This is a genomic window from Streptococcus sp. ZY19097 (assembly GCF_040731245.1).
In the GTDB taxonomy this organism is placed as follows: domain Bacteria; phylum Bacillota; class Bacilli; order Lactobacillales; family Streptococcaceae; genus Streptococcus; species Streptococcus orisratti.
The window spans coordinates 2,046,259-2,068,602 of the sequence record NZ_CP160400.1 but is presented as its reverse complement, the minus strand read 5'-3'; the positions used below and the strand labels follow the sequence as shown (position 1 = coordinate 2,068,602).

Genomic DNA, 22,344 nt, shown 5'->3' with positions numbered 1-22,344 from the left:
GACATTCAACTCATAAAAAGGAATATATCTAGAAATCTAAAAAGGAGAAATAGATGAGCTCAGGTAAAATTGCTCAGGTTGTTGGACCAGTCGTTGACGTTGCATTTGCAGCAGGCGACAAACTTCCTGAGATAAATAATGCGTTGATTGTTTATAAAAATGGCGATAAAGCGCAAAAAATCGTTCTCGAAGTTGCTCTTGAACTTGGTGACGGACTTGTGCGTACAATCGCAATGGAATCAACTGATGGGCTTACACGTGGGTTAGAAGTTTTTGATACTGGCCGTGCAATTAGTGTACCAGTCGGTAAAGAAACTTTGGGACGCGTTTTCAATGTACTTGGCGATACCATTGATTTGGAAGAACCATTTGCTGAAGATGCTGAACGACAACCAATCCATAAAAAAGCACCATCTTTTGATGAATTATCAACAGCATCGGAAATTCTTGAAACAGGTATTAAAGTTATTGACCTTCTTGCACCTTATCTAAAGGGTGGTAAAGTTGGACTTTTCGGTGGTGCCGGAGTTGGTAAAACCGTCCTTATTCAAGAATTGATTCACAACATTGCACAAGAACACGGTGGTATTTCAGTGTTTACTGGTGTTGGGGAACGTACACGTGAAGGAAATGACCTTTACTGGGAAATGAAAGAATCTGGCGTTATTGAAAAAACAGCCATGGTCTTTGGTCAAATGAATGAGCCACCTGGAGCACGTATGCGTGTTGCTTTGACTGGTTTGACCATTGCCGAGTACTTCCGTGATGTGGAAGGACAAGATGTGCTTCTCTTCATTGATAATATTTTCCGTTTCACTCAAGCGGGTTCCGAAGTATCAGCCCTTCTTGGTCGTATGCCTTCAGCCGTTGGTTATCAACCTACTCTTGCGACTGAAATGGGGCAATTACAAGAGCGTATTACATCAACTAAAAAAGGTTCTGTCACTTCTATCCAAGCGATTTATGTACCAGCTGATGACTACACTGACCCAGCGCCAGCAACAGCTTTCGCTCACTTGGATTCAACAACTAACCTTGAACGTAAACTGACTCAAATGGGGATTTACCCAGCTGTTGACCCATTAGCTTCAAGTTCACGTGCTCTTTCTCCAGAAATTGTTGGTGAGGAGCATTATGCAGTAGCAACAGAAGTCCAACGTGTTCTTCAACGTTACCGCGAATTGCAAGACATCATTGCTATCTTGGGTATGGATGAATTGTCAGACGAGGAAAAGACTCTGGTAGGTCGTGCTCGTCGTATCCAATTCTTCTTGTCACAAAACTTTAATGTTGCAGAACAATTTACTGGTCAACCAGGTTCGTATGTACCAGTTGCAGAAACTGTTCGTGGCTTTAAAGAAATTCTTGAAGGAAAATATGACAATCTTCCTGAAGACGCCTTCCGTAATGTTGGCCCTATTGAAGATGTTGTTGCTAAAGCGCAAAAAATGGGCTACTAATGAGGTGATGTCATGAAATATATGACTGTTCAAGTTGTCACACCTGATGGTGTTCGCTACGACCATCATGCCACATACATTTCTATTAGAACTCTTGATGGGGACATGGGAATTCTCCCCGATCACGTCAATATCATTGCGCCACTTATTGTTCATGAAATGAAAATTCGTCGTATTGATGATGAAAATCATGTGGACTGGGTTGCTATAAATGGAGGGATAATAGAAGTTCGTGATAATTTTGTTACAATTGTTGCGGACTCTGCTGAACGCGAACGAGATATTGATGTCAGCCGTGCAGAACGTGCGAAGTTGCGTGCCGAACGTAAATTACAAGCCGCTCAGACGACACATGATATTGACGAAGTCCGTCGTGCTCAAGTTGCTCTTCGCCGCGCTCTTAATCGTATCAATGTTGGAAGTCACCGTTAGGTTATCTACTTTTTTAGGATAAACAGCAAAAACCGCACTGAGGCGGTTTTTTGCTGTTTGTATCTTAGGGGTTCATGCTATAATGGAGAAAAAGGAGTCATCATGCGTTTAGATAAATTTTTAGTAGAAGCTGGAGTAGGTTCGCGTACAGAGGTAAAGCAGCTTTTAAAGAAGAAAATGGTTAAAGTCAATGATGTTGTGGAAAGCTCTGCCAAGCGTCATATTAATGAAATTACGGATAAAATCACTTGTCAAGGTCAAGCTTTGACTTACGAAAAATATGTTTATTATCTTCTCAACAAGCCTAAGGGGGTTATTTCGGCGACTGAAGACAATCATCATCAAACGGTTCTTGATTTGCTGGATAAAAAAGCCTGGGACAAGGCAGTGTTTCCTGTTGGTCGTCTGGATATTGATACACATGGTCTGCTTTTATTGACTAATAATGGACCTTTGGCACATGCTATGCTATCGCCCAAACGTCATATAGATAAGCTTTATCAGGCTAAGGTCGAAGGCATCATGACTGACGAGGATGTTGAGGCTTTTGAAAAGGGAATTATTTTAGAGGATTTTACCTGTCAGCCAGCGCAACTGGTCATAAAAGAGATTGACAATCTTACTCAGACGACTATAGTGCAAATTACGATTAAGGAAGGGAAGTTTCATCAAATCAAGCGAATGGTGGCAGCATGTGGTAAGAAGGTAGTAGATTTACAGAGATTAGGCATGGGGCCGCTGGCTTTGGAGAAAAACTTGTCCTTGGGACAGTGGCGTCATCTGACTTCTGAGGAATTGGAACGTCTGGTGGTCTTCAACGTTGATTTGTAAAAAGCAGGGTCAAACAGAAGTAAATATATGTTGTTACCACTTAGTTTCTTTATCTGCTACAACGGATAAAGAAATTTCATTTCTTTAGCAACTGCAATAGTGTTAGAAGTCTATATTCAATTTTCAATACGAGGAGTTTATTTACCAAGGTAAAACTTAGAACCTGTAGTCATGATTAGCGCTTCACTTGTGAATACAGGTTCTTATTTACAATCTTTATTTATAGCTATTTAGCTTACATTTATGACTTCGCCTAATGAGGGAACTTCAAATAATTTGAGCATTTAATGGAAGTGACAAACTATCATAAGCTTCATTTCTTAAAGGCAACAATCCTTCGAAATGTTCAAGCTCCCCGCAGCAAATAACACGAACTTCATTTATTCTATTACTCACCTCCGTTGGTCTTTACCTAGACTGGTGGATAAAATCTCACAGCACACTGAATGACTAAAAAAGTTTAGAGATTGTGTGAAAGCTTAACTCCAGAATCAGTGGCGCTGATTGAGGTAGAATAGAATTTCACCCAATAAAGCCAATAACATTGGATTAGCATAAGTGGGGGGCGGGCTGTCAGTGTGCATAATGATAAAAGTGTAAGAAGTTGACTATTTTATTCTCAATAAGTCAGCTTTTTAAATAGCCCATTCCCCGCCTCGGAAGATAGGGACGGTTTTGCCATCTGCTGTGATACCATCAATATCCATTTTGTCTGAACCAATCATAAAATCCACGTGAGTAGTTGAACGATTGAGCCCAGCTGCATCTAACTCTTCTGAAGTCATTTCAGTTCCTTTTTCGATGTTAAAAGCATAGGCTTGCCCGATTGCTAGATGATTAGAAGCGTTTTCATCGAAAAGTGTGTTGAAGAATGTCAAGCCAGAAAGTGAGATAGGTGTCTTGTGGGGAACAAGAGCAACTTCTCCAAGTGAACGGGCACCATCATTTTCCTCAATAAGGCGTTTGATCGTTTCTTCTCCTTTTTTGGCTGTCACCTCAATGATTTTACCGTTTTGGAAGGTGAAGGTCATATCTTCAATCACCACACCAGCGTAGCTTAATGGTTTGGTGGAAGTTACATAGCCATCAGCACGACGATAATCAGGAGCGGAAAAGACTTCCTCAGTTGGCATATTTGCAATGAAGAGTTCACCTTGAGCATTGATACTACCTGCTGCCTCCCAAACATGATTTTTAGGCATACCAAGCGTTAAATCTGTTCCAGGTGCGATGTAGTGAAGAGCATCAAACTGAAACTTGTTAAGAATATCAGCCTTTGATGTCAGACGTTTTTGATGTTCATCCCAAGCCTTGATTGGATCTTCCTCGTAGATACGGTTCATTTTGAAGATGGCATTCCAAAGAGCATCAATTTGTTCTTCGGGAGTACTTAGCTCTGGAAATACCATAGCTGCCCATTCGGGACTTGTGGCAGCTGCTAGAGTCCAGCTAATCTGATTGGCCTGAGTGGCTGTCCATTGAGCGTCAAGTGCAATAGCAGTAGCACGTGTGGCTGCGGCCAGACGATCTGGGTTTACACTTGCAAAAACATTTGGGTCTGCTGAGCGAACGACTAGCCGACTGGCTTTTTTAGTTAAAAAATGATCAGATTTTGCAACAATGTAATCAGCAACAGAAGTTATTCGATCTTCGTCTGCGTGGAGCAATTTTTCTAAGGTAATCTGGTCATCCACATAATCTACTACAACCTCGGCAGCGCCGTAAGCATAGGCAGTCTTAGTCAATAGGCGTGCCAAGTGGCTATGCTCGACGGCAATCGTAATAATAAGGGTGTGTCCTTTTTGGATATTTACCCCTTTTGCAATGAGTAAGTTGGCATATTTTTTTAAATTTTCTTCAAAGTTTGGTAATACCATAAAATTCTCCTTTATTTTTTCTTACTGACTTACTCTAGCATATTTCAATAAAAATCACAAGAAAGCTGAAAACGTTTCAATTGAATTCAAATGGCTAGTGTTTGCTTTATTAGCAAAATCATGTTAAGATAGAACTAGCAAAATTCAGTAAAAGAGGTGTGGACTGTGGCTTTTGGAGAAAATGGACCACGTAAAAAAACAGCATTTGAAAAATTGACTTTGTTTGTTGTTATTTTGATGGTTCTTGTAACCGTTGGTGGATTGATTGCGACAGCGATTGCGTCCATCCTGTAAGACGCTGCTAAGCGTTTTTTTATGCTTGCAAATGAGTGCGAGTCATTTTATAAAAAGTAGGAAAAAAGTATGAGTATGTTTTTAGATACTGCCAAGATTAGCGTTAAGGCTGGTCGTGGTGGTGATGGTATGGTGGCCTTTCGCCGAGAAAAATATGTGCCAAATGGCGGTCCTTGGGGTGGCGATGGCGGCAAGGGAGGCTCGGTTGTCTTTAAAGTAGATGAAGGGCTTCGCACCCTCATGGACTTTCGTTATAACCGACGTTTTAAGGCAAAAGATGGTGAAAAAGGCATGACTAAGGGTATGCACGGACGCGGGTCAGATGACTTGATTGTGCGCGTGCCTCAAGGGACAACTGTCCGTGATGCAGAAACTGGTAAGGTCATTACAGACCTTGTAGAAAACGGTCAGGAATTTATTGTGGCTCATGGTGGTCGTGGTGGCCGAGGGAATATCCGTTTTGCAACCCCTCGTAATCCTGCGCCAGAAATCGCTGAAAATGGCGAACCCGGTGAAGAACGTGAGTTGGAATTAGAATTGAAAATTTTGGCAGATGTAGGGCTAGTTGGCTTTCCATCTGTCGGGAAATCGACTCTTCTCAGCGTGGTTTCGGCTGCAAAACCAAAAATTGGTGCTTACCACTTCACCACAATCGTGCCCAATCTTGGGATGGTACGTACGAAGTCTGGGGATAGCTTTGCCATGGCTGATCTCCCAGGATTGATTGAGGGAGCCAGCCAAGGTATAGGACTAGGAACGCAATTCCTTCGACATATTGAGCGTACTCGTGTGATCTTACATGTTATCGATATGTCAGCTAGCGAAGGACGTGATCCTTATGAAGATTATTGTCAAATCAATAAGGAGCTAGAAACTTATAATCTTCGTCTCCTAGAGCGTCCCCAAATTATCGTAGCCAACAAGATGGATATGCCGGAAGCTGAGGAAAATCTGAAGGTCTTCAAAGAAAAATTGGCTGCTGAATATGATGAATTTGACGAATTGCCAATGATTTTCCCAATTTCATCTCTGACTCATCAAGGTTTGGAAAATCTTCTGGAAGCAACTGCAGAATTACTTGAACAGACAGATGAATTTCTTCTTTACACTGAGGATGACATGGAACAAGAAGAGGTTTATTATGGCTTTGAGGCTGATGAACGTCCGTTTGAAATTAGTCGTGATGATGATGCGACTTGGGTTCTATCTGGTGAAAAACTTGAAAAACTCTTTATCATGACTAATATGGAGCGTGATGAGTCTGTCATGAAATTTGCACGTCAATTACGTGGTATGGGAGTTGATGAAGCACTTCGTGAGCGCGGTGCCAAGGATGGAGACCTTGTTCGTATCGGTAACTTCGTTTTTGAATTTGTGGATTAACTTCAAAGGTTTAGTTGCGCCTAAAGTCAACAACTAAATCATAGAGAGTGAACAGAAGTCATGAATTTAGGAGAAGTTCGATTTCGTTGTCTCAACCTCTAGTTTATTCGCTTAAAAGGTGATTAAATCATAATTACTTTTCTCACATCATAAGTTTTTGAACAATGTATCGATAAGATAGTGGAACATAAGTACGTTATCTTCAATTTCTTTAATCATTCAAGTAAGTGAGGTATTTTATGGGAGATAAGCCGATATCATTCAAGGATAAGGATGGAAATTTTGTTTCAGCTGCCGATGTTTGGAATGCTGAAAAATTAGAAGAACTCTTTAACGCGTTGAATCCAAAGCGAAAATTACGGCTTGAGCGTGAGCGATTAGCCAAAGAAAAGTCTAAAATAGAATAAAATCGGGGCAGTGAGTCTGCTCCGATTTTTGTTTAAGCGAGTTCTTTTAGAGTAACGTGATCTAGCTCATACGATTTCTTGGCTACCTCCTTGATAAATAACCGATCATGAGAGACTGAAATTAAACATCCAGGAAAATCTGCCAACAACTGACGAATAATTGGTTGACTGGTCGGTGAAAAGTGACGTGTTGGCTCATCTAAAATAAGGACATTATTTCCTGCTAAAACCATCCTAGCTAGAAAGAGTTTTGCTTTTTGTCCACCGGAAAGATGGCTGACAGAGTGAGTAATTTCTTCGCGAGTGAATTGTAAGCTAGCCAACAGCATCCGGGCTTTCTCCTCACTGCTGACTGCTGTGAGAAATTGTAGGGCGGACTGCCTGTCATCCAGCAGGTCTTCGTAGTGTTGCGGCATGTAGCCGACAGAAAGATCTGACTTTGTGTCCAACTCAGCGATAAGTTCTTTTAGCAGGCGAGTCTTGCCGATACCATTTTGCCCCGTGATAACCAGCTTATCCTGCCCCCGAACCTCTAACGCAATCACCTGACCTGTTGGCAAAGGATGTTGCTCCCAGCGAAGTAGGACTTTGCTAGCTGGCAAAGGCTTGATATGAGAGAAAAAGAGATTGATAGCATCCATATCTTGTGGGATTTCGTGAAAATTCTCAGCTTCCTTGGCGTAGCGCTTTTCCTGCGACAGGACATTTTTCATTTTCTTAGCAATAAGTCGGCCAGCGGTAGCGTCATGCGTATTTCGAACGGTATGCTCCACACTCTGATGGATGCGATGATGTCGCGCCATTTTCTTGGCATGCTCCTCGCGTTCTTTTTGTGCTACTTGCATCTGTTTGTTGAAGGTTACCTGACGCCAGGTCTTGTATGAATTATAGTCTCCTTGGAAATAGCTAGCGCGGGGTTCCTGACGCTTTTTTAGTAGTTCAAGGTGGAGAATAGCAGTAGCTGTGTGTTCTAGCAGAGCTTCGTCGTGGGAGATGAAGATAATGGTCTTATCCGTCTCATGGATAAATCTCTCTAACCATTTTAGACTGCCTAGATCCAAATCGCTGGATGGCTCATCCAAAATCAGTAAATCAGGATCCGTTGCCAGTAATTTGAGTAACTGACATTTGATTTTTTCACCGCCAGATAGACTTCTCATGAGTTGCTGATTACTGTCTAGTCGCTGGCTACTCATCTGCAGTAGGTCTGCCATTTTATAAAAAAGATTAAAGTCAAACTGGTTGTAATCCAAATCTTGAAAAAGAAACTTGCTGACAGTTTTTTCCAAATCCTCTGTTGGTAAATCTTGGGGCAGGTAAGCAGTGTTGACGAACTGATTGTGAATCTTACCATCAAGGATGGCATAATTGGCAAGATGTTCAGGTGAGACAATAGCTTTGATGAGAGTAGATTTGCCAGTACCTTCTTCACCGATGATGGCTAGCTTGTCACCATGATTAACAACGAGTGATAGGTCCTTGATGAGCGTCTGTAAATCTTTTTGATGATTGATGGTTAAGTGGTCAATTTTTAGCATATAAAAATTCCTTTCAAATAATAAAAACTCTCTACCTTACCAAGTAGAGAGTTGAAAGTGAGCGGGAATCTGTTAAGCAGTAAGTTCGACACCAAGTCACAGGAAAAGTGATATTGGTGTAGCTAAAAAGACTTACATTTGTTCCTTAAAGGCAGAGCAAGAAAGCACACTAAAAAACATAACTTGATAAGGAATATCAACAATTAGTTTTTTAGTTTTTCATGGCTCCTTGTACCTCCGAGATTTATTCGTATATAGTCTAACAAAACGTTTTCAAAAAGTCAAAGAAAATGCTACAATATAAAAATTTAAGAAGTTACTAATGAAGAGATGGTTGTTATTGGATATTCAGAGAGTAGCAGACCGACTTTTTCAAAAAATTAGCAGATAAAACGAAATTACTATTCGTTACCTTGGATTGTTAATTGGAAAGAAGATAAAAGTGGTATCCCCCCCCCCCGAAATATTTGTTGAATGGACTCCTTAATAGATTATAAATGGTAATTACAATTAGTTTAAGCTAGATATTTTGAAGCCTATGAAACGGTTTTCTTTCTGGATTGCCCCTTGGTAGTTTGTCTTTTAGAAATTGAGGAAAGAAGATGAGAACTTTATAGTCTTCATGAAAAAATTTTCGACTGGAGATAAGCTCAAGATTTTTGAGCGGCTAGCAACTTCTCAGAATAGATACTACATATTTTTAAGAAAATGAGCGATGCTGATAACATTATAAAAGGAACCGCTTGTTTGCGATTCCTTTTTATGTTTTTACACATTCAAGACTTTATTCAAGAAATCTTTGAGACGTGGGTGTTGTGGATTGTCGAAGATTTGTTCTGGTGTGCCATCTTCGAGGAATTGTCCGCCATCGGTGAAGATGACGCGGTTGGCAACCTTGCGAGCAAATCCCATTTCGTGGGTAACAATCAGCATGGTCATGCCCTGTTCAGCCAAGTCTTTCATAACGTTGAGAACGTCTCCGACCATTTCAGGGTCAAGTGCTGATGTAGGTTCATCAAAGAGCATGATGTCAGGATTCATGGCCAAGCTTCGTGCGATAGCGACACGTTGCTTTTGACCACCAGACAAACTGTCAGGTTTAGCGGTAGCTTTGTCAGATAAGCCAACTTTTTCCAATAATTCTAAGGCGTGCTTTTCAGCCTCTTCCTTGCTTTCCTTGCCCAGTTCAATGGGAGCAAAGGTAATATTTTCAAGAACAGTCATGTGTGGGAAAAGGTTGAAGTGCTGAAATACCATTCCGATATTTTCACGTGCTTTGTCAACATTGGTACTTTTATCTGAAAGTTCATAACCGTCAACAACGACTTTTCCACTTGTGATTGTTTCAAGTAAGTTGAGAGTACGAAGGAAGGTTGATTTACCAGAACCTGAAGGACCGATGATACAAACGACATCACCTTCGTAGAATTTGGCGTCAATACCTTTTAAAACTTCATTTTGTCCATAAGATTTGTGTAAGTCTTGGACATCAATTTTTAATTCTGCCATTATTTAAGCCTCTTTTCTAATCGTTTTGCGAGACGTGTCAAAATAGTAATCATCACAAGGTAGATGATTGCCAAGATAGCATACATACGGAAGGATTGATAGTTGCGAGCGATGATGATTTTACCTGTTTGGAAAAGTTCGACAAGTCCGATAGCCGACACGATAGTCGTATCTTTGAGTGAGATGACAAACTGATTGATAAAGCTTGGAAGCATCAATTTTACAGCCTGTGGCAAGATAACCTTACGCATGGTTGTATTGTAGGGAATGCCTAAACTTCGACTGGCTTCCATTTGTCCTGATGGAACAGCTTCAATACCACCACGAACGATTTCAGCAATATAAGCTCCGCCGTTAAGCGAAAGTGCAATTGTGGCAGCCATAAAATCATTGATTGGGCTTTGATGACCTGTGATGGATTCAATAAGGTTTGGGATTCCCCAGAAAATGAAGGCTGCTACAATCATAAGTGGAATACCGCGTACCACATCCACGAAGATAGCTGCGATTGTACGAAGGACATTACTTGGACTGACGGCCATCATACCAAAGATGATACCGATAATAGTAGCAATGGCAAAAGAAATCAGGGTCAGGCTGAGGGTTGTTCCCAGACCTGAAAGTAATTGTTTGTAGTTGTTTGAAATTAAGCCAAAAATAGTCGTTTCGTCAACCGTTTTTGTTGATGTCTTTTCTTCTGTACCGAGGTATTTAGCGATGATTTTATCGTATTTTCCAGATTTTTTAAGGGCCGCAAGACCATTATTGAACATTTGGATGAGTTCAGGGTTTGTTCCTTTTTTAACAGCAAATCCATATTCACCAGAAGGTTCACCATCAATAGGTGTTTCAAAATTACGACCTTGGGTAATAGCATAGCGTAGTACAGCTTCATCGTCCATGAGAGCATCAATGGATCCAGAATTCAAGCTATCATACATGGAAGAGGCTTCGTCAAAAGCTTTTAAAGTGTAGCCATACTTGTCAGCATTCTTTTCTAAGAAAGTATAAGAAGCAGTGCCATTTTTTGCACCGACAGTGGCCCCTTTAAGGTCACTATAGTTTGTCACGGAACTTCCCTTTTTAACGGCAAGTAAGATATTTGAGGTGTAGTAAGAATCCGAAAAATCAAAAATTTCTTTACGAGCATCAGTGATTGACATACCAGCCAAAACGGCATCAGCTTGTCCAGCTTGAACTGCATTTAGAGCAGCATCGAAACCGGGATTGCTCAATTCCACTGTAAAGCCTTGTTGTTTGGCGATAGCTTTAATGAGTTCAACGTCAATCCCAACGTATTTACCAGCATCATTTTGATATTCAAATGGTGCAAATGAAGAGTCCATGACAATCTTGTAACTTGATTTGACAGGTGTGGTTTTAGCGTCAGCGTCTCCAGTTGATTCAGAAGCCGTCGTGTCACTGCCAAGCCACTTGCTCATGATAGCTGCATAAGTTCCGTCTTTTTTCATGGCAGCAAAGGCCTCGTTAAACTGTGGGATTAGGTATTCATAGCCACTGCCTTTTTTAACCGCAAAGCCGAAACTGCCCACTGCTTCACCATCCATATTAATGGCATAGGATTTTCCTTGGTTAATGGCGTATTGAACAACAGGTTCGTCATCCATGGCGGCATCAATCGCACCGCTGTCAAGGCTGTTATTCATCAGGTCACTTGTGTCAAATGCTTTAATGGCATAACCGTACTTGTCCTTATTTTTTTCAAGGAACGTTTGAGCAGCTGTACCATTTTTGACCCCTACAGTTTTCCCTTTCAGTTGACTATATTTTGAAATTTTAGCATCACTACGTGTATAAACAACGATGGTAGTATCAAAATAAGGATCGGAAAAAGTCATTACTTTTTTACGATCTTCTGTAATAGTCGTTCCTGCCATGAGGGCATCAGCTTGTCCAGATTGGACAGCGTTAACTGCGGCATCAAAGCCAGGGAAGGTCATATTAATGTCCCAACCTGCGCGTTTAGCAACTTCATTGATGATGTCAACGTCAATTCCTTTATATACTTGGTCAGAATCTTTAAATTCAAATGGCGCATATGCAGTATCTGAAACGATATCAATTGTATCGGCTGATGCTTTGGCGCCAAATACAAAGATTACTGATAACATTACTAGCATAAGAGCTTTAAGTCTGTTCTTCATGTAAGTCTCCTTTTTAAATAATTAGTTAGAATTATAACAAAAAACAGCAAATTAAGCAAATATTAAGAATTTTCATGTAAGAAAACGTAACATTATGATAATTGTGAGTTGATTGAATCACTAAAATATTTGTGGTATAATTGTACTATTACGAAGTTACAAGGAGAATATACAAATGTTTAAGAAACGAATGTTAGAAAATCATACTTACCGTTACGAGTCCTTACCAGCATGGTTTACCATTTTAATCGTCTGTAGTATGGTTGTCTTATTTTTCCTTTTTGGGCAACTTGTGGGAGGAGCAACGTTTGGTTTGTTACTTATGCCGGTGGCATTCCTCAAACCTGAGATGGCTAGTACTTTGCTTGGTTCAATTTATTTTCAGCTAGGCTTGTTTAGCTTTGTGGCATTAAGTCAATTTGCTTGGGTTAAATGGTATGAAGAACGCTCAATTACCAGTTTAGGTTTTTTTAAGCAAGGTTGGTTTTTGGAAATCCTCAAGGGTTGGGGTGTAGGTATGGGAATTTTCACCCTTGCTTTTGCCTTGACCTATCTATTTGGTGGGGTAAGGTTACAAAGCGTGGATTTTTCGTGGTCAACAGTTGTCTATGTTTTATCAATTATCCCGTTTTGGTTTGTTCAAGGCGGTACAGAAGAGTTATTAACCCGCGGTTGGCTCTTGCCAATAATCAACAAGCGGAGTAATCTAGCGGTAGCGATTGGGATTTCGAGCAGTTTATTTGGTTTCATGCATTTGTCAAATTCTCATGTTACGGTCTTTTCAATCATGGGAATTATTTTATCAGGTGTCTTCATGGCACTTTATATGCTAAAGACGGATAACCTCTGGGGTGTAGCAGGTCTTCATGGGGCTTGGAATTTCACCCAAGGTAACGTCTTTGGTGTAGCAGTTAGTGGGACAGGTGCAGGAAAGTCACTCTTCCATTTTGTCAATAAAGCTGGCGCAGCAGACTGGGTTTCGGGTGGCCGATTTGGAACGGAAGGTAGTTTGCTGACGAGTTTGGTCTTACTTGTTGCTAGCATTATTCTAGCTCTGCTATTATACAAAGAAAAAGAAGTTGTAAAAGATTGAGTCTTAAAACTCAGTCTTTTTTGATGATATGATAAAATAGTAGAAACGAGGTAAACCATGATAGATAGAAAAAATAATAATCATTTCAAATTAGTTTCTAAATACCAACCTTCAGGAGATCAACCCCAAGCCATTGAAGCTTTGGTGGACAATATTGAAGGAGGCGAAAAGGCACAGATTCTCAAAGGAGCAACAGGTACAGGTAAGACCTACACCATGAGTCAAGTCATTCAGAAAGTTAATAAACCGACCTTGGTCATTGCCCACAACAAGACCTTGGCTGGTCAGCTTTATGGGGAATTTAAGGAGTTCTTTCCAGACAATGCCGTAGAATATTTTGTGTCTTACTATGATTACTACCAGCCAGAAGCTTATGTGCCCTCATCTGATACCTATATTGAAAAAGACAGCTCGGTCAATGATGAGATTGATAAACTCCGTCACTCAGCGACTTCTGCTCTGCTGGAGCGTAATGATGTCATTGTTGTGGCATCTGTTTCTTGTATTTATGGTTTGGGTTCACCTAAGGAATACGCCGACAGCGTTGTTAGCTTACGTCCCGGTCAGGAGATTTCTCGCGACCAGCTCTTAAATGACTTGGTGGACATTCAGTTTGAGCGCAATGATATTGACTTCCAGCGTGGGCGTTTCCGTGTACGTGGTGATGTAGTGGAAATTTTCCCAGCTTCTCGTGATGAACATGCCTTTCGTGTGGAATTTTTCGGTGATGAGATTGATCGTATTCGAGAAATCGAAAGCTTGACTGGACGTGTTCTCGGTGAAGTGGATCATTTGGCTATTTTCCCAGCCACCCACTTTATGACCAACGAGGAGCATATGGAGGAAGCTATTTCTAATATTCTCGAAGAGATGGAAAAGCAGGTCAAACTTTTTGAAGCAGAAGGCAAACTGATAGAAGCGCAGCGCATTCGCCAAAGGACGGAGTATGATGTGGAGATGCTGCGCGAGATGGGCTACACCAGTGGTGTTGAAAATTACTCGCGTCATATGGATGGACGAGCAAAGGGAGAGCCACCATACACTCTTCTGGACTTTTTCCCAGAAGACTTTCTCATCATGATTGATGAAAGCCATATGACTATGGGGCAGATTAAGGGCATGTACAATGGAGACCGCTCACGTAAGGAAATGCTAGTAAATTATGGTTTCCGCCTTCCAAGTGCTCTGGATAACCGTCCCTTGCGCCGAGAAGAATTTGAAAGTCATGTGCATCAGATTGTCTATGTTTCTGCAACGCCTGGTGATTATGAAATGGAGCAGACCGATACCGTTATCGAGCAGATTATTCGCCCGACAGGTCTCTTGGATCCCGAAGTGGAAGTCCGTCCGACTATGGGGCAAATGGACGATCTCTTGGGTGAAATCAATAGCCGCGCTGAAAAGGGTGAGCGTGTCTTTGTCACTACGTTAACCAAGAAAATGGCAGAAGATTTGACAGACTACCTCAAAGAAATGGGGGTTAAGGTTAAGTATATGCACTCAGATATTAAAACTTTAGAGCGGACAGAGATCATTCGTGACCTGCGTTTGGGAGTTTTTGATGTCTTGATTGGGATTAACCTGCTGCGCGAAGGAATTGACGTCCCAGAGGTCAGCTTGGTGGCTATCCTTGATGCGGATAAGGAAGGTTTCCTCCGTAACGAACGTGGTCTTATCCAGACTATTGGGCGGGCCGCGCGAAATAGTAACGGGCATGTTATCATGTACGCTGATAAGATTACCGAGTCTATGCAGAAGGCTATGGATGAAACAGCACGTCGGCGGAGCCTGCAAATGGCTTACAATGAGAAACACGGCATTGTTCCACAAACCATTAAAAAAGAAATCCGAGATCTTATTGCGATTACTAAGTCAAATGATACCGATGTAGCAGAAGACGCTGTTGATTATAGTGCTATGACAAAATCTGAACGTCAGGAGGCTATCAAAAAACTTCAAAAACAAATGCAGGAAGCCGCCGAACTGCTTGATTTTGAACTGGCTGCCCAAATTAGGGATATGGTGATTGAACTAAAGGCCATGGATTAGAGGGAGAGGATGCATGCTTACATTAGTGAATGATAGAGAAGACTATTTGAAATTGTCACACTATATTGATGGTAACGATGAAGTTGTGAGACAAAAGGCAAGGGATTTATATAATGCATCAGAAGATGACATTGATTTTATACGCAATGCTTTTCATTTTGTTAGAGATGAAATTAAGCACTCTTGGGATGTTAAGGATAAACGTGTGACTGTTACGGCTTCACAAACGCTTAAAGAAGGCATTGGAATTTGCTATGCCAAATCTTCTCGCAGCTCTTTTGCGACTTGAAGGTATTCCAGCAGGTATTTGCTACCAACGTTTGACGCTGGGAGATACTCCAGACAGCGGTTATTGCATTCACGCTTTAAACGCCGTTTATCTCAAGGCTCTTGATAAATGGATTCGTTTGGATGCTAGAGGTAATAAAGAAACGGTTCATGCGGAGTTTTCTTTGGACCAAGAAATGTTAGCTTTCCAGATTAGACCAGAGTATGATGAAATAGATTATAGTGAAGTTTATGCAGAACCCATTAAAGAAACCATGCAAGTGTTAGAAAACAGTGATGATGCCATTTTCATGTATCTCAATAATCTACCAGAAAGAATTTAATTGAAGAGAAGATAGACAAATCAAGAATGAACACTCACATCCACTGGTAATATCTTATGGGAAAAATTTATGATTATAGCAACACTATGTAAAGGAGTGACTGTCAATTCTAAAATAATGATAAAAAGTTTTGTTAAAAAATAGAATTAGCCTGAGCTGGCTAGTGTTGTTTTGGCTGATGGTTAATCTGAGCTTATCTCATGATTTATTCAGCAAATATTTTAGTGAGAAAGTCATAATTATTGCAGGCAGTCTCTTGAATCTTCTAAGATTAGTAGCGGTCGTCTATACCCATCGGAATTAAAATAAAGGAAATAGTTCTCTACGGGAAATGGGAAATGCTTTTAGTATGAGCTTGTCAAAGGGGGTTATTGTCAACTATAGTGGGTGATGTATAACTAAAGGATAGTGAGAGTCAGGTCTATCCAAGGGCTTACTTAAAACAAGTAAAATAAGGAGAATTCTACTAGAAAAGCCGCTTTCTATGGTGGCTTTTTGTTATAATGAAACTATTATCAAATATAGAAAGGAAGAGCGAAACAATGTACGCTATCATTGCTACTTTAGATGAAACTACCAATCAGAAAATAAGAAACTTGTGGCAAGAATTGAAAGATATGTCTTTGTCTGATTATGCTTACCAAGTCAGGGACAGGGAGCCACATATTACTCTAGCAGATTTTGAGACGATTGCTGTTGAAGAAGTGCTAGAAAGTTTGGGTGATAAACTCAATTTAACCTTACCTTTGGAGCTTTCTTTTCAAGCTATCGGCTCTTTTTGGGGAAGTTCTATTGTTTTTCTGGGTCCAACAAAGACACCATGATTAGCTAAGATGCATAAGCACATTCATGATTTGCTGGGGCAATTGGTCGCAGTTGATTCACAGTATGTTCCTGAAGTCTGGATTCCACATTTACCCCTTGCCAATCGTATTGATGAAGATAAGCTGACTCAAGTTTACGCTCATTGCTTGAACAATTTAGAAATGACAAGAGGAAAGATTACTGCTATAAAGGTGATTGCTACTGATGAACAGGGCCAAGTCAAGGAAATCTGTCAGTTCACGAGTTAGTCATCTTAACTGCTCTGCTATTTTCATAATGGTAGAGTGTTTTTTATGCGTACCATTCTTCTTCGTATCCTCTATAGTTTATGTTATAATAACTAAAAGTGTCTAGGAGGTCGTCATGTCACCACTTTATCAACAATTAGCTTTTTTTAATGAACTTGAGAAACTCAAGATGGTCACTCGACGGAATCAGACCTTAGATGGGCGTTTTGAGAATTCTGCAGAGCATTCTTGGCAACTAGCTCTTATGGCACCTGTCTTGCGCCAGCATTTTCCAGAGGAAGTAGATCTTGAAAAGGTTATGACCATGCTTTTGCTGCATGAAATCGGAGAAATCGGTGCAGGTGATACATGGGTTTACGATGAGGTTGGCAAGTTGACTTCCTTTGAACGTGAGTGGGAGTCTGTCAAGAAAACGTTGGCTCTTCTCCCTCCTGATCAGGCTGATAGCTACCGAGAACTCTGGCTTGAATTTGAGACCAAGGCGGACACACCTGAAGCGCGTTATGCTCGTTGTCTGGATGCTCTAGCACCACTGATGAATCACCTACTTATTGCTCCTGAAAATGAAAATCCAGCTAGCTTGACCAAGTCACAGGTCTTGGCCAAGAAGGCCTTTATCAAGGAAGAATCGGCAGAACTTTGGGAGCTTGTTTTGGATTTGGTAGACCAAAGTGTCGCTAAAGGCTTGTATCTGGATAAATAGAGAAAGCTTTTAAATTAGCATTTTGTTATACTATACATAATAAGGATGAGACTTTAATTGAACTGAAGGTAAAAGTAAAAGGAGAAACCATGCCTCGTACATCTCAAGTCATCTTAACGAACATGTGCTTGATTGAAGATAAAAAAGGAAATATTGTTATGCAAATTCGTGATCCCAAAAGGTACACTTGGTCAGGAGCAGCTTTACCTGGTGGTCATATTGAAGAAAAAGAAAGTCTGCATCAAGCAGTGGTGCGAGAAGTTTATGAAGAAACAGGACTGACCATTCGTAATCCCAAGTTAGTTGGAATGAAGCACTGGCATACAGTGGACGGTATTCGATATTTGGTATTTCTCTACCGCACCAATGACTTTTCTGGTGAACTGCGTTCTTCTGAAGAGGGTGAGGTTAAGTGGGTCTCACGTAATGATTTGGATAATATTGAACTTGCTTATGACCTAAAAAACTTGCTGCGTGTTTTCGATGAAGAAAAATTGTCAGAGATGTTTTATAGTAAGCGTCTCGAAAATGATTTTATCCGTGAATTTTGGTAATTTACTTACCAAGAAAAGCTTGAATGTTTTTAGTTAGAATTTAAAACCTAATCCTAGAAACTACAGGTGGAAGTATCAATCATAATTCTTGAAAAGATTTTTGTTACAGCTATTTGACGAAGATCTTCTAGTATCTGAAGAATTTTTCTATAACTATGTCAGACTTAACTGAGCAATTGATAGACTCCAAAGTAGCTAAAAGTTGTGTTTGTTCAATGACCCTGTTCTTATTCAAGTTAGTCATATCTATGATGTGCTAGCTAATTAGGGGAGTTTATTAACAATAGGATATCAATATCATTTTAGGAGCATTTATGAAAAAAATGTATAAAGGGCGGGTACGTTCAGATGGAAGTTTTTACTTTTATGAAGAAAATCCTTTATGGGGAATATTATTCATTCTGTTTGTCCTAGGGCTAGCTGGATATATTCTTAAGTGGCTATTGAAACTGATTAGTTCTCTGGTGGCGGGTGTTAAAGTTTTTCTGCTTGTTTTGTCAATTTTGTTTGTTTTGGCCTTTTTTTCAATCTTATTTATTATATTTTTTAGATATTTGGTAAAAAAGATTGGACTTTCCAGCGGAATTACAAAAGTTCTTTACGTTATTGCTTTGCTGGCTCTATTTCCTGCTACTGCCTATTGTAGCATTACCTCTGTAAGTAGAATACAGTCGTCAGCACGGCAGCATAACGTTGAGGATGCGATTCGCGTAAAGACAAGTCAGCTATGTCACGAGTTAGCAGAGAAGCTGTCATACACATGGACAAGTATTGATGACGAAGATAGCTGGAGTGCCCAAGGAAATCCAGATACTATCACTATTACTTATCCAGACATTGAGGTTGACAGCTTTGAAGGAGATTATTTTGATATTGAACGACTATCCTATTCAGGTAAATTAGCAATCAATAAGAAGCTAATCAAAAAGATCCTGTTGCAAATGGAAGTAGATAAGATTAAAGCATACAGTTTAACTGATTTATTAGAGTCTGATAATGCAGATAAGCTAATAAGTCTCACTGAACAATCTGAGGATGGTTTCACCATCAACCGTTTATCCTATAATGATACCGATGAGCAAATTATTATTGACTTCACCAAGGAAAGTAGTGACGATGATAGCAGGGAACAGCGAACCGATTATGTGTTGAGTAGATAGTTTGTTCAACTGTGAAAGTGGTGCTCTCAGTGATGACTGTACCATTTTTGTAAGCTATCAAATCATACTCTTCGGAAATCAAAATTATCCGTTGTCAACTTGCCTTGATGAACTCAAGTTCTATCGTCGGCTTCGTTTCCTAGGCTACTTTTGATTTTCATTGAGTATCAGTTATTGATCTCATATTAGAACCTGTATTCACAGTTCAGCACTTCTATCTAAGGCTAGTTTTTGAGCTATTCATCGTTAGTTTTTTTTCAAAATACAGTCAGTATTCTCTCAAAAAACTGCCTTGATTAGCGAAAAACTATTTCTTATCTATAAGCACTTCGCTTGTGAATACAGGTTCTTACTTTCGAATAACTTTTGCTGAGGATGATAGTTTTCTATAAAAGAAAGTTAAATTTCTTTCGTTCTAGAGACTTGTAGAAACAGTGGACAGTCTCTCTCTTTTTTTTGATAGAAATAAGTCATTGTTTTTAGTGATAATTCCACAAGTCTGGGGAGAGGAAAATAAAATGAGCGAAGGTCAAGTCGAATGATTAGGGCAGTGATTATGTTGAAAGTTGGAGATGAAGCTTGCGATAGCAAGTGTATGGCAAAGCGTGTTCAAATATTTGAAGTTGGAATAAGGGGTCTTTGTCACCCACCACGGATATTATAGAGTCGAAACAAGGGAACAAGCTTCCTATTAATGAAAGAAAAAATGAAAGGCTATCATTAGAAGATCTTTCAAGTATTTATACTCTTCGAAAATCAAAATTATCCGTTGTCAACTTGCCTTGATGAACTCAAGTTCTATCGTCGGCTTCGTTTCCTAGGCTACTTTTGATTTTCATTGAGTATTAGTATCGCTGTAACCAAAAAGGTAGTGCCACAAAAGCACTACCTTTTCAGGTCTTATCATAATGTGATAACTATTTAACAGAACCGCTAGTAACACCCTCAACATAGTATTTTTGCATGTAGATGAAGAGAAGTGTGATTGGGATAGCGATGAGAACTGATGCAGCTGCGAAAGAACGGAACCATTCATTGATGGTATCTTGTTCCAACATGGCAAAAAGTCCGATTGCAACGGTATATTTGCTAGTAGCATCGCCAAGGATTACTTTGGCAAAGATAAAGTCAATCCAAGGACCGATAAAGGCTGTTAAAGCAGTATAGACAATGATTGGTTTTGACAGTGGTAAGGTAATCTTGAAGAAGATATCTTTACGTGTCGCTCCATCAATCATAGCTGACTCATCAAGAGAGTAAGGAATGGTGTCAAAGAATCCTTTAGCAATGTAGAAACCAAGTGCAGCACCTGCAGAGTATACCAGTACCAAGGCGAAGAGGGTTTGTGTCAAATTGAAGGCTTTCAAAATATAATAAACGGCGATCATTGACATGAAGCCAGGGAACATGTTAAGCACAAGTGCCAATTTCAAGAAACCATTGCGATGTTTGAATTTGATACGACTAAGTGAGTAGGCCATTGCAACGGTGATAAAAGTTGAAATAATCGTTGTCGCTGTAGCTACAATAAGAGTATTCCAGAACCACTGAGCAAATGGGAATGAAGAATTATTAAAGAGTTTAACATAGTTGTCCAGAGTAAACGATTTTGGAATGATATAAGGAACATAAGCTCCAGTTTCACTACGGAAGCTGGTCAGGACAACCCAAACAATTGGAAAGAGCCAGACGATAGATAAAATAATCAATAGGATATATGTCAGTGTTAAATTAATTCGACGTTTGTTTTTCATTATTTAGCAGCTCCTTCCTTATAAGAGTTGGTTCTTGTATAGGCCAGCAAGCTAAAGATTGCTGAGATAGCAAAGATTAAGATACCGACAACTGAAGCCAAGTTATAGTCAGCGGCAGAAACGGTCAGTTTATAGAGCCAAGTTACCAAGAGGTCAGTAGATCCTGCTTGATAGAAATCAGGATTAGTTGGGTTACCACCTGTCAACAAGTAGATAACGTTAAAGTTGTTAATATTACCGATAAACTGTTGAATTAAGTTTGGCATCATAATCAAAAGGATTTGTGGGAAAGTGATGTTGCGGAAAATTTGGAATTTATTTGCACCATCAATCTCAGCAGCTTCCAATTGTTCCTGAGGTAAATTCATAATGATAGAAGTTGCCAAAAGCATGGTGAATGGAATACCAACCCACATATTAACAACGATGATAGAGAATTTTGCCCAAACTGGATCTGTCAAAAATGGTAACGGATTTTTAGCTGAAACTAAACCAATGTTGATTAAGAGTGAATTTAGTGGGCCACCATCAGTCAAAAGATTTCTCATGATGAGAAGAGAGATGAACTGAGGAACGGCGATTGTGATGACGAAGATAGTACGCCACATTTTTTTCAACTTCAGACCTTTGGTATTGATAATCAAGGCCAAAACGATACCGAAGAAGAAGTTAGTTGCTGTAGCAGCTACTGCCCAAATCAGAGTCCAAGATAGGACAGGGAAGAAGGTACCAGCCATACGTCCGCTAAGAACGTTTCCGAAGTTTGAAAGACCAACCCAATCAAAAAGTGATTTTGGTGGTAGGTGGTTATGATCGTAGCTAGTAAAGGCTAGACAGATCATGTAAACCAAAGGCAAGATAGTGAAGAGAAGCACACCAATCATTGGAATTGACATGAGAGTCATATGGAAACGACCGTCAGCCAAAGTATGGAAATCTTCCATGAAAGTTGGTATTTTCTTACCTTCAGATTTTAAAACATAGATATTACGTGCACTTTTTAGGTTGCACCAGTAGATATAAGCAAAGACAAGACAGAAGATTACTGATGCCAAACCGAAGATTAAGAGGAGCATAGAGTTATCTCCGTCAACGGCCTTGGTGAACTTAACTCCGTCAATCTCAACAGTTTGTTTTCCTTGGGCCTGAGTCCCTAAAGTAATCAAACCGCTAAATCCTGGAATAACCTGTAAGACAAATGATATTAGGAAAAGAATTTCACTAATGAGGAAGAGAAATCCTTTAATGAATTGTTTGTTGGCGAGATTTGCAAATCCCATAATGAGTGCTGATAGTTTAACGTCAAGTCCACCTTTTTTTAGAGCTTCTTTTACAGAAACTTTATCAAAATAGACAGAGTTATTCATAATGAACCTCCCAAGTAGTAGATAGATACCGCTAACAAAATAGCAGCAAGAAACCAATAATTAACAAATCACGTAAAGGGGATC

21 protein-coding genes are annotated in these 22,344 nt (G+C 39.9%); 15 read left to right on the top strand and 6 right to left on the bottom strand.

Annotated features, from left to right (window positions below; all coding sequences use genetic code 11):
* Positions 1 to 53: 53 nt before the first annotated feature.
* The 3 genes from atpD to ABZ559_RS10195 all read left to right on the top strand — a co-directional run bounded on the left by atpD (position 54) and on the right by ABZ559_RS10195 (position 2,723).
* Positions 54 to 1,460 (top strand): F0F1 ATP synthase subunit beta, encoded by a 1,407-nt coding sequence (atpD, locus tag ABZ559_RS10205; RefSeq protein ID WP_018375035.1) that lies wholly within the window; start codon positions 54 to 56, stop codon positions 1,458 to 1,460.
* A 12-nt stretch (positions 1,461 to 1,472) separates the two neighbouring features.
* Complete coding sequence (locus tag ABZ559_RS10200; protein WP_273415293.1) at positions 1,473 to 1,892, top strand: F0F1 ATP synthase subunit epsilon; 420 nt, start codon at positions 1,473 to 1,475, stop codon at positions 1,890 to 1,892.
* 102 nt (positions 1,893 to 1,994) lie between these two features.
* Positions 1,995 to 2,723, top strand: a complete 729-nt coding sequence (locus tag ABZ559_RS10195; RefSeq protein WP_317334307.1) for a pseudouridine synthase — start codon at positions 1,995 to 1,997, stop codon at positions 2,721 to 2,723.
* A 635-nt stretch (positions 2,724 to 3,358) separates the two neighbouring features.
* On the opposite strand, the gene ABZ559_RS10190 is transcribed toward ABZ559_RS10195, so the two are convergent.
* Positions 3,359 to 4,600: an aminopeptidase gene (locus ABZ559_RS10190; protein WP_367006273.1), complete on the bottom strand. Its 1,242-nt coding sequence runs from the start codon at positions 4,598 to 4,600 to the stop codon at positions 3,359 to 3,361.
* Between the two features lie 165 nt (positions 4,601 to 4,765).
* Here ABZ559_RS10190 and ABZ559_RS10185 point away from each other — a divergent pair, with 165 nt between their 5' ends.
* The 3 genes from ABZ559_RS10185 (at position 4,766) to ABZ559_RS10175 (ending at position 6,684) form a co-directional block, all read left to right on the top strand.
* Entirely contained in the window at positions 4,766 to 4,894 is a 129-nt protein-coding gene (locus ABZ559_RS10185) for a DUF4044 domain-containing protein (RefSeq protein ID WP_018375039.1), read from the top strand.
* Positions 4,895 to 4,963: 69 nt separating this feature from the next.
* Complete coding sequence (gene obgE, locus ABZ559_RS10180; RefSeq protein WP_367006270.1) at positions 4,964 to 6,277, top strand: GTPase ObgE; 1,314 nt, start codon at positions 4,964 to 4,966, stop codon at positions 6,275 to 6,277.
* Positions 6,278 to 6,516: 239 nt separating this feature from the next.
* Positions 6,517 to 6,684, top strand: a complete 168-nt coding sequence (locus tag ABZ559_RS10175) for a hypothetical protein (RefSeq protein ID WP_018375041.1) — start codon at positions 6,517 to 6,519, stop codon at positions 6,682 to 6,684.
* A gap of 32 nt (positions 6,685 to 6,716) precedes the next feature.
* Here ABZ559_RS10175 and ABZ559_RS10170 read toward each other — a convergent pair whose 3' ends face one another.
* The 3 genes from ABZ559_RS10170 to ABZ559_RS10160 all read right to left on the bottom strand — a co-directional run bounded on the left by ABZ559_RS10170 (position 6,717) and on the right by ABZ559_RS10160 (position 11,896).
* Positions 6,717 to 8,222, bottom strand: coding sequence for an ATP-binding cassette domain-containing protein (locus ABZ559_RS10170; RefSeq protein WP_367006268.1), 1,506 nt, complete (start codon positions 8,220 to 8,222; stop codon positions 6,717 to 6,719).
* A gap of 768 nt (positions 8,223 to 8,990) precedes the next feature.
* Entirely contained in the window at positions 8,991 to 9,731 is a 741-nt protein-coding gene (locus ABZ559_RS10165; RefSeq protein WP_367006267.1) for an amino acid ABC transporter ATP-binding protein, read from the bottom strand.
* Entirely contained in the window at positions 9,731 to 11,896 is a 2,166-nt protein-coding gene (locus ABZ559_RS10160) for an ABC transporter substrate-binding protein/permease (protein WP_367006266.1), read from the bottom strand. Before ABZ559_RS10160 ends, ABZ559_RS10165 begins: the two co-directional genes overlap by 1 nt.
* A gap of 175 nt (positions 11,897 to 12,071) precedes the next feature.
* Between ABZ559_RS10160 and ABZ559_RS10155 the strand changes: the two genes are divergently transcribed.
* The 9 genes from ABZ559_RS10155 (at position 12,072) to ABZ559_RS10115 (ending at position 19,139) form a co-directional block, all read left to right on the top strand.
* On the top strand, positions 12,072 to 12,989 hold the full coding sequence (locus tag ABZ559_RS10155) for a type II CAAX endopeptidase family protein (protein ID WP_367006264.1): 918 nt from the start codon (positions 12,072 to 12,074) through the stop codon (positions 12,987 to 12,989).
* Between the two features lie 57 nt (positions 12,990 to 13,046).
* On the top strand, positions 13,047 to 15,038 hold the full coding sequence (gene uvrB, locus ABZ559_RS10150; protein WP_367006262.1) for an excinuclease ABC subunit UvrB: 1,992 nt from the start codon (positions 13,047 to 13,049) through the stop codon (positions 15,036 to 15,038).
* Between the two features lie 13 nt (positions 15,039 to 15,051).
* Positions 15,052 to 15,327 (top strand): hypothetical protein, encoded by a 276-nt coding sequence (locus ABZ559_RS10145; RefSeq protein ID WP_367006260.1) that lies wholly within the window; start codon positions 15,052 to 15,054, stop codon positions 15,325 to 15,327.
* A complete protein-coding gene (locus tag ABZ559_RS10140) occupies positions 15,293 to 15,649 on the top strand; it encodes a hypothetical protein (RefSeq protein WP_367006259.1) in 357 nt (118 codons plus the stop codon). Before ABZ559_RS10145 ends, ABZ559_RS10140 begins: the two co-directional genes overlap by 35 nt.
* Positions 15,650 to 16,191: 542 nt before the next feature.
* Positions 16,192 to 16,473 carry a 2'-5' RNA ligase family protein gene (locus tag ABZ559_RS10135; RefSeq protein WP_367006257.1) on the top strand — a complete coding sequence of 94 codons (282 nt, stop codon included), beginning with the start codon at positions 16,192 to 16,194 and terminating at the stop codon, positions 16,471 to 16,473.
* A gap of 9 nt (positions 16,474 to 16,482) precedes the next feature.
* A complete protein-coding gene (locus tag ABZ559_RS10130) occupies positions 16,483 to 16,722 on the top strand; it encodes a hypothetical protein (RefSeq protein ID WP_367006256.1) in 240 nt (79 codons plus the stop codon).
* A gap of 115 nt (positions 16,723 to 16,837) precedes the next feature.
* Entirely contained in the window at positions 16,838 to 17,425 is a 588-nt protein-coding gene (locus ABZ559_RS10125; RefSeq protein WP_367006254.1) for an HD domain-containing protein, read from the top strand.
* 89 nt (positions 17,426 to 17,514) lie between these two features.
* Positions 17,515 to 17,979 (top strand): 8-oxo-dGTP diphosphatase, encoded by a 465-nt coding sequence (locus ABZ559_RS10120; RefSeq protein ID WP_277290671.1) that lies wholly within the window; start codon positions 17,515 to 17,517, stop codon positions 17,977 to 17,979.
* A 314-nt stretch (positions 17,980 to 18,293) separates the two neighbouring features.
* The gene (locus ABZ559_RS10115; protein WP_367006252.1) at positions 18,294 to 19,139 is read left to right on the top strand and encodes a hypothetical protein; all 846 of its coding nucleotides are present in this window, start codon (positions 18,294 to 18,296) and stop codon (positions 19,137 to 19,139) included.
* Positions 19,140 to 20,056: 917 nt separating this feature from the next.
* Here ABZ559_RS10115 and ABZ559_RS10110 read toward each other — a convergent pair.
* Together ABZ559_RS10110 and ABZ559_RS10105 are read right to left on the bottom strand one after the other, a co-directional pair.
* Entirely contained in the window at positions 20,057 to 20,893 is an 837-nt protein-coding gene (locus tag ABZ559_RS10110) for a sugar ABC transporter permease (RefSeq protein WP_367006251.1), read from the bottom strand.
* A complete protein-coding gene (locus ABZ559_RS10105) occupies positions 20,893 to 22,260 on the bottom strand; it encodes a sugar ABC transporter permease (protein ID WP_367006249.1) in 1,368 nt (455 codons plus the stop codon). The genes ABZ559_RS10110 and ABZ559_RS10105 overlap by 1 nt, the downstream gene beginning before the upstream one ends.
* Positions 22,261 to 22,344: the final 84 nt, after the last annotated feature.

What these genes read in the sequence shown, in the direction of transcription:
- uvrB (WP_367006262.1), top strand. Translation starts at nt 13,047, where the DNA reads ATGATAGATAGAAAAAATAATAATCATTTCAAATTAGTTTCTAAATAC.
- ABZ559_RS10105 (WP_367006249.1), bottom strand. Translation starts at nt 22,260, where the DNA reads ATGAATAACTCTGTCTATTTTGATAAAGTTTCTGTAAAAGAAGCTCTA.
- ABZ559_RS10135 (WP_367006257.1), top strand. Translation starts at nt 16,192, where the DNA reads ATGTACGCTATCATTGCTACTTTAGATGAAACTACCAATCAGAAAATA.
- ABZ559_RS10165 (WP_367006267.1), bottom strand. Translation starts at nt 9,731, where the DNA reads ATGGCAGAATTAAAAATTGATGTCCAAGACTTACACAAATCTTATGGA.
- obgE (WP_367006270.1), top strand. Translation starts at nt 4,964, where the DNA reads ATGAGTATGTTTTTAGATACTGCCAAGATTAGCGTTAAGGCTGGTCGT.
- ABZ559_RS10145 (WP_367006260.1), top strand. Translation starts at nt 15,052, where the DNA reads ATGCTTACATTAGTGAATGATAGAGAAGACTATTTGAAATTGTCACAC.
- ABZ559_RS10115 (WP_367006252.1), top strand. Translation starts at nt 18,294, where the DNA reads ATGAAAAAAATGTATAAAGGGCGGGTACGTTCAGATGGAAGTTTTTAC.
- ABZ559_RS10160 (WP_367006266.1), bottom strand. Translation starts at nt 11,896, where the DNA reads ATGAAGAACAGACTTAAAGCTCTTATGCTAGTAATGTTATCAGTAATC.
- ABZ559_RS10130 (WP_367006256.1), top strand. Translation starts at nt 16,483, where the DNA reads ATGCATAAGCACATTCATGATTTGCTGGGGCAATTGGTCGCAGTTGAT.
- ABZ559_RS10155 (WP_367006264.1), top strand. Translation starts at nt 12,072, where the DNA reads ATGTTTAAGAAACGAATGTTAGAAAATCATACTTACCGTTACGAGTCC.
- ABZ559_RS10200 (WP_273415293.1), top strand. Translation starts at nt 1,473, where the DNA reads ATGAAATATATGACTGTTCAAGTTGTCACACCTGATGGTGTTCGCTAC.
- ABZ559_RS10190 (WP_367006273.1), bottom strand. Translation starts at nt 4,600, where the DNA reads ATGGTATTACCAAACTTTGAAGAAAATTTAAAAAAATATGCCAACTTA.
- ABZ559_RS10170 (WP_367006268.1), bottom strand. Translation starts at nt 8,222, where the DNA reads ATGCTAAAAATTGACCACTTAACCATCAATCATCAAAAAGATTTACAG.
- atpD (WP_018375035.1), top strand. Translation starts at nt 54, where the DNA reads ATGAGCTCAGGTAAAATTGCTCAGGTTGTTGGACCAGTCGTTGACGTT.
- ABZ559_RS10110 (WP_367006251.1), bottom strand. Translation starts at nt 20,893, where the DNA reads ATGAAAAACAAACGTCGAATTAATTTAACACTGACATATATCCTATTG.
- ABZ559_RS10175 (WP_018375041.1), top strand. Translation starts at nt 6,517, where the DNA reads ATGGGAGATAAGCCGATATCATTCAAGGATAAGGATGGAAATTTTGTT.
- ABZ559_RS10120 (WP_277290671.1), top strand. Translation starts at nt 17,515, where the DNA reads ATGCCTCGTACATCTCAAGTCATCTTAACGAACATGTGCTTGATTGAA.
- ABZ559_RS10195 (WP_317334307.1), top strand. Translation starts at nt 1,995, where the DNA reads ATGCGTTTAGATAAATTTTTAGTAGAAGCTGGAGTAGGTTCGCGTACA.
- ABZ559_RS10125 (WP_367006254.1), top strand. Translation starts at nt 16,838, where the DNA reads ATGTCACCACTTTATCAACAATTAGCTTTTTTTAATGAACTTGAGAAA.
- ABZ559_RS10140 (WP_367006259.1), top strand. Translation starts at nt 15,293, where the DNA reads ATGCCAAATCTTCTCGCAGCTCTTTTGCGACTTGAAGGTATTCCAGCA.